At 64.0% G+C, this 5830-nt stretch carries 7 protein-coding genes; 3 read left to right on the top strand and 4 right to left on the bottom strand.

The annotated features are described in order from the left end of the window. A partial coding sequence (locus VFQ05_06195) for a hemolysin III family protein (protein HET9326342.1) occupies positions 1-588 on the top strand: 588 nt, incomplete at its 5' end. A gap of 35 nt (positions 589-623) precedes the next feature. Here VFQ05_06195 and VFQ05_06190 read toward each other — a convergent pair. Genes VFQ05_06190 through VFQ05_06180 form a run of 3 tightly spaced genes read right to left on the bottom strand, consistent with a single transcriptional unit; the run spans position 624 to position 3629 of the window. Next, a complete protein-coding gene (locus VFQ05_06190) occupies positions 624-1778 on the bottom strand; it encodes a GAF domain-containing sensor histidine kinase (protein HET9326341.1) in 1155 nt (384 codons plus the stop codon). Next, entirely contained in the window at positions 1775-3187 is a 1413-nt protein-coding gene (locus VFQ05_06185; protein ID HET9326340.1) for an ATPase domain-containing protein, read from the bottom strand. Before VFQ05_06185 ends, VFQ05_06190 begins: the two co-directional genes overlap by 4 nt. A 16-nt stretch (positions 3188-3203) precedes the next feature. Next, positions 3204-3629 carry a response regulator gene (locus VFQ05_06180; GenBank protein ID HET9326339.1) on the bottom strand — a complete coding sequence of 142 codons (426 nt, stop codon included), beginning with the start codon at positions 3627-3629 and terminating at the stop codon, positions 3204-3206. A 343-nt stretch (positions 3630-3972) separates the two neighbouring features. Here VFQ05_06180 and VFQ05_06175 point away from each other — a divergent pair, with 343 nt between their 5' ends. Both VFQ05_06175 and VFQ05_06170 read left to right on the top strand, forming a co-directional pair. Further along, the gene (locus tag VFQ05_06175) at positions 3973-4416 is read left to right on the top strand and encodes an ester cyclase (GenBank protein HET9326338.1); all 444 of its coding nucleotides are present in this window, start codon (positions 3973-3975) and stop codon (positions 4414-4416) included. 379 nt (positions 4417-4795) lie between these two features. Further along, positions 4796-5317 carry a hypothetical protein gene (locus VFQ05_06170; protein HET9326337.1) on the top strand — a complete coding sequence of 174 codons (522 nt, stop codon included), beginning with the start codon at positions 4796-4798 and terminating at the stop codon, positions 5315-5317. A 62-nt stretch (positions 5318-5379) separates the two neighbouring features. Here the strand turns inward: VFQ05_06170 and VFQ05_06165 are convergent. Further along, positions 5380-5830 (bottom strand): mechanosensitive ion channel family protein (locus VFQ05_06165; GenBank protein HET9326336.1); only part of this gene is annotated, 451 nt, incomplete at its 5' end.

Genomic DNA, 5830 nt, shown 5'->3' with positions numbered 1-5830 from the left:
CGATTCGCAAAGGGGCATCGGCATCATCACAGCCTGACACCGATTCGTCTCCGGCCGTTGGGACCGGGCTCGGACCGTGTCGTCCTGAACGAGTATCCGATCACCCGCGAAGAGCAGTACCCGGATTCGGACTTCCCGGTCTATGCCTTGATCGCGTTCTGGGTGCTGTTCACGCCCCTCCTGGCCGGACTCCAGCTCGTCCTTCCCAAGCTACCCGTCCTGCTCGGAGGCTATGCGGCCATTGCGTGGTCGATGACGCTGTACGAGATCCTTCACGCCATCGATCACTGGCCCTACGAGTGGTGGAAGAACGCCACGGAGCATCCGCGGTTCGGAGTCTTCTGGCGGCGCCTTTACGGCTTTCACCTCATGCACCATGCCAACATCGGCTGCAATGAGGCGATATCGGGCTTCTTCGGCTTGCCGATCCCCGATTGGATCTTTGGTACCTATCATCAGCCGAAGGAGCTGCTGCTCGATGGTCGAATGGCAACCGCCAGGGACTTTTCGATCCCAGCACCCCGCGGCTTCGTTACGAAGATCGACCGCTGGGCCAGAAGACGAGAGGCCGGGATTCTGCGGCGCTAGGAGTCGTTGTCGCACGGTGCTCGCGGCCTGTGACGTCAGGCGGCGGTCTTGGCAGAGTCGCGTGGCAAGCGAACGCGGAACGTCGTTCCCTCGCTCTCGGACGACGTCGCTGTGATCAAGCCACCATGCGAGCGTGCGATCTCCTGTGCGATGAAGAGGCCGAGCCCGAGCCCGTGCCCGTGGGCTTGGCCTCGAGGCCCAGTCCGACCCTTGCGAAACGCGTCGAAGATGTAAGGCAACGTCGCCGGAGGAATGGGCTCGCCTCGATTGTAGACGTCGATGACGACTTGGGCTTCGCCGCCTTCGATTCGCACAACGATCGCTGACTTCGGCTCCCCATGCTGGGCTGCGTTGCGGAGGAGGTTCGCGAGCAACTGGTACATTCGATCGCGATCCCACACGCCCTTCGGATCGCCTCGCACGTCCACCTGCATAGGCCGATCCGGATGCATGAGCTCCGCTTCGCCGACCACCTGCCGGCAGACGTCGCTCATGTCGAAGCGACTGGGATCGATCGGAATCCCCCCTCCCAGCCGGCTTCGGGTCAAATCGAGCAACTGATCGATCAGCCGCTCCGCCTGCGAAGCGCTTCGCGAGATCTTCCTCGCCAGCTCGGTCTCGACCTCGCCGAGGCCCTCGCGTTGGAGCAGCAATTGCGCGCCCATTGTGATCGTGTTCAGCGGGTTGCGAAGGTCGTGGCCTACGACGCCCATCAGCTGCTCGCGGAACGCGGCGATCTCGCCGAGACGGCCTCTTTCGAGCGCGACGGCGGCCTGATCCGCGAGCGCCGACAAGAGCCACTCGTCCTGCTTCACGCCGTTCGAAGGTGTTGGTCGAATCACGACGAGCAGTCCCTTGATGGCTCCAGCGATGACCAACGGAACACCGAGGAAGCCTTCGGGTGACACGTCGAGCAGCTTTGCGAGGCGCGGGACCAGGGCCTCGTTCAGTGGCTCGTGAAACCCCTGGGCCAGGGCGGCGTCGACGCCGTGCGAGGAGCGCAGAGTCAGCAGACCCGCCTCGTTCGCGACCAGAAGGAGCGACCTTTCCGCCGAGAGCAGGGCGGCCGCGTGATCGACCGTCAACTGGAGCACCTCGTCGAGCGACGCCGCGTAGGTCAGCGCGCGGCTCAGCTCGGTGAGCTTCATGATCTCCTCCAGCCGGTGCTCCTCGGTTCGAATGAGGCTCATGGCACGGTCACCCCGTCGATGCGAAGTCCCTTGCCACCGATCTCCATCTCGTGCGACTGAAGGTCATGGGCGACGCCGCGCGCCTTCGCAATGCGCAGCGTTCGCCGGACGACGCCGTCGCGTGGCTTGAGCTCGAGGAAGACGATGTTGTCGGTCATGTGGCTGATTCTGCCATGAGCCTCGTTGGTGGCCATGTGGGGTGGGTCCGTCTCGAGCGTCAATACGCTGCTGACGCCCATGACCGCGAAGTGCTGGACCAATGCATAGAGATAATCGTGCATTCGCGTGTCGTCACTCGCGGCGATGGCCAGGTCGCCGATGGCATCGATCACCACGCGGCGGATCCCCTCTTGGCGTAGCGCTTGGAAGATGTTGACGACGATTCGGTCGATGGACAGCTCGACCGCGGAGTAGTAGAGCAACTTGAGGCGGGCTCGCGCGTCGTGGTCGAGTGCCCCGCCGATCTGGTCCACCTGATGCGCGAGCTGGGTAGGGTTCTCCTGAAAGTTGACGAGCAGGCCGCCCTCGCCCCGGCGGAGCCCTTCGACGATGAACTGAATGCCCATCGTCGTCTTGCCGGAGCCGGTGGGACCCGCGAGAAGCGTGGCGCTCCCCGTTGGGAAGCCACCCCCGAGCATGGGATCGAGTCCGGGGACGCCCGACGCCGTACGGCGGACGTCGCGCTTGTACGAGGCTGCCTCGACCGGGCTGACGAGACGTGGATAGACGTTCACACCGTCGGCGGAGATATCGAATGCGTGAACGCCTTGCTGGTACGAGCTGCCGCGAAGCTTGACCACCCGAAGGTATCGTTCGTCACGTCTCCCCGATGAATGCCTCGCCAACTCGATGATTCCGTCGACCACCGCGAATTCGGGGAAGATCGCGATGTCCTCGGACCGGTATTCTCCGATGAGAAGGACGGTCGTGTGATACGCCGCAAGGAGTCCCGCGACCTCGTACAGCATCAGCCGCATTTCCTGCGTCGACGTCGCCAGGTCGTGGATCGCCTTGAAGGAGTCGATCACGATGATCTTCGGCGAAGTCGTCTTGATCGCGGTCTTGAGCCTTGGAAGCAGCGCGCCGATGCCCTTTTCCGCCAGCTCGGCGCCCAGCCCTTCGTACCGAACGGCCCCACCCATCTTCTCCGCATCGAAGAACCGAAACTGCTGAAGGTACCGGATCACCTTGTCGAGCGGCTCGGAGAGCGTGGTGAAGTAGAGGATCGGCCGATGCTCGTCGTACGCGTTGGCAAAGACGAACTCCTCGGCGAGCGCGGTCTTGCCCGACCCCGGGGCTCCCATGATGATGTTGATCGAGTTCGCCGGGATCCCACCTCCGAGGATCTGGTCGAGTTCGCGGCTGCCGGTCGCGAGTCGTGCGGTGGCAGCATCCCTCGGGTGGCTCATGACGGGAGCAGCTGTCTCAGGGTGCATGTTGAAATCTCCCGATTCGTGCGCTTCGCGCCGCGAGGAGCTGCCGCACCGTGTCCACCAGCGCATGCTCGGCGAGAGGTTTCAGAAGGAAGGCATCCGCCCCCGCTTCTCGCGCGCGATCGCGCGCCGCCAGGATGCTGAAGACGAGCACGGCGACATCGCGTGTCAGAGGATTCGACTTGAGTTGACGGCACAGGGCGAGGCCGTCGAGGGTGGGGACGAGAATCTCCGTGATCACGATGTCCGGGACGGCCTTCCGAATCTGTTCCAGCGCATCCTCTCCGTCGTGGGCGAACCCGACGGAGTAACCGGCCTGATTCAGGAAGTGCGCCTCGAGCTCGCGAACGTGCGGGTCGCGATCAACGACCAGGATGAGTGCCTGGCCTTCTGTTTCCCGCTCGTGCGCGTCCGCCATGCGCCTTTCAATCTGCCCCCCCGGTCCGAAGCGGCGCCGCGCGAACGGGCCAGACTTCCAGAGGTGGTTCGAGTGCAGGGGCCGGGGTGTGGAGGTGCGCGAGCTTGCCGCGGCGGTTCCGCGGATCGAAGTCGATGTCGATGAAGTGTCTACCTGCGCACGTCGCGGCACAAGCGCAATCGCGTGACAGTCACTGGAACAGTCCTGACACAGTCACTAGCACGGCCACCCGCACGGGCTTACCGGCTCAGGCAACAAATTGTGGACGCGCTACATTGTCGGGGCCATCCTCGCTGCGTCCCCACTTTCCGCAGGAAGCTGTACCACTCACAGGGAGGATCACATGCAGACGACCGTTGAAACCCACAACATGGAGCTCATGCAGACGCTGGACGATGCATGGAACGCCCAGGACATCGAGGTCTTCCGGGCACGGCACAAGCCTGATGTGATCGTGCGCTGGCCCGGACAACCCGATCCGACGGTGGGGATCGAGGACCACACGAAGGAGTCGATCGCGTTCTGGAAGACGTTCCCCGATCAGAAGCTCGACAACAGGCCGTATCGCGTGTTCTTCGCCTCAGGAGACTGGACCTGCTCGATCGCCCGCTTCCGCGGCACGATGAAGGGGCCGATGGTCGTGGGCGGCAAGGAGCTCCCCCCGACCGGCAAGTCGTTCGAGGTTGACTTCTACACGATCGCCAAGTGGCATGACGGCCAGATCGTGGAAGAGAACCTCATGTACGACCTGGTGGGATTCCTCCAGCAGATCGGCCTGAGCAAGTAGGCTGCTCGCGTGCGGAATAGAACCCCATGGTCGCGCCCTTCCCCGCTGCGACCATGATCGACATCGGCGTGGCGATTCCGAGCGCTGGGCAACCATGATGAGCACTGCGACCGCGTTGACGATCGTGTAGGCCATTCGCGGTTCGGGGCCCGAACATGGTGCTCGGCCGGCCGAAGACGCGGCGGCACATTCAAAACGTCCGTTGGCAGAACGGCTGACAGGCTGGCAGCCGGACCTGGCTTCCATGACCGCGACGGGTGGACGAGGACCGTCGTGGATGTTGTGCCTCAACACGTTGGTCGCGCCCTGGTGGCATCCTCTTGTGGCATGTCGCGTGCGCTAGCAGGCGTCGAGAGATGCAGATCCACAGGAGGAACCCATGAGCGCGTCTCGTTTACTCCTCGTCACGGCCGCCTTCGCGGTCACGTCATGTTCCATGATGCCACCGCCGGTCCCGATCACCGGAGCCGCGACGCAGGTCTCACGGCTCGCCGGAACCTGGCACGGCGATTACTACAGCCGAGAGACCGGCCGACACGGGAGCATTTACTTCACGCTCGCCGCTGGTAAGGACACGGCCTTTGGGGAGGTCCTCATGGTGCCCCGACAGCCGGTGCAAACAACGGTCAAGCGGGAAGGAGTCGTCGCCGCTCCGCACCCCGAGCATCACAGCCTGAACATCTCGTTCGTGCACGCCGCTGGCGACAGCGTGTATGGCTACCTCGACCCGTACGAAGACCCCGATTGCCAATGCACACTGATGACGTGGTTCATGGGGCGGATGACCGGAGACCGGATCGAAGGAAACTACTCGAGCCGCAATGTCGAAACCGGGGAACTCACCTCCGGTTATTGGAACGTGTCCCGAAAGAAATCCAAGGAAGCAGCGGCCGCGAACTGAGCAGCCTGCACGCACCTCCGTGAACGCCCAGATTCAGCGGCCCGAGGGACGACCGGATCGGTCTATCCCGGCCGCCCGCCGCCGCCGTCCTCGGGCGTGGCCGGGGCGGCGAACCACTGGCTCCGCGGCACCACCAGACGATTCGCGGGCTGCCCCTCGAAAGCCGGCGTCATGATCTGCACGCCGTGCTCATTGAACGCGTCGAGGATGTTCGCGTGCACGTCGGAGAGCGCCGTGTAGCGGTCCTGGGCCCGTGCGACCTGGAACAGCAGCTGATACTCGACAGAGTGGTTCGAAAGGGCGCTCTTCAACACTCGTGGAGGGGGCTCGCGCTGGACGGTGGTCGCACGCGCCGCAGCGTCGACCAGCATTGCCTCGACCTGGCGCCAGGGCACGTCGTAGCCGACGGCCACGAACGTGCGGACCACCGCGCCCTCCTTCCGGGCCTGGCGCGAGTAGTTGACCGAGGCGCCTCCGACCAGCACCGAGTGGGGGATCGTGACCTCCTCTCTT

The sequence above is a fragment of the Candidatus Eisenbacteria bacterium genome, from assembly GCA_035712145.1.
In the GTDB taxonomy this organism is placed as follows: Bacteria; Eisenbacteria; RBG-16-71-46; order RBG-16-71-46; family RBG-16-71-46; genus DASTBI01.
The sequence above is the reverse complement of the archived record's forward strand: the minus strand, read 5'-3'. Positions and strand labels throughout refer to the sequence as shown.

What these genes read in the sequence shown, in the direction of transcription:
- VFQ05_06190 (HET9326341.1), bottom strand. Translation starts at nt 1,778, where the DNA reads ATGAGCCTCATTCGAACCGAGGAGCACCGGCTGGAGGAGATCATGAAG.
- VFQ05_06185 (HET9326340.1), bottom strand. Translation starts at nt 3,187, where the DNA reads ATGAGCCACCCGAGGGATGCTGCCACCGCACGACTCGCGACCGGCAGC.
- VFQ05_06180 (HET9326339.1), bottom strand. Translation starts at nt 3,629, where the DNA reads ATGGCGGACGCGCACGAGCGGGAAACAGAAGGCCAGGCACTCATCCTG.
- VFQ05_06175 (HET9326338.1), top strand. Translation starts at nt 3,973, where the DNA reads ATGCAGACGACCGTTGAAACCCACAACATGGAGCTCATGCAGACGCTG.
- VFQ05_06170 (HET9326337.1), top strand. Translation starts at nt 4,796, where the DNA reads ATGAGCGCGTCTCGTTTACTCCTCGTCACGGCCGCCTTCGCGGTCACG.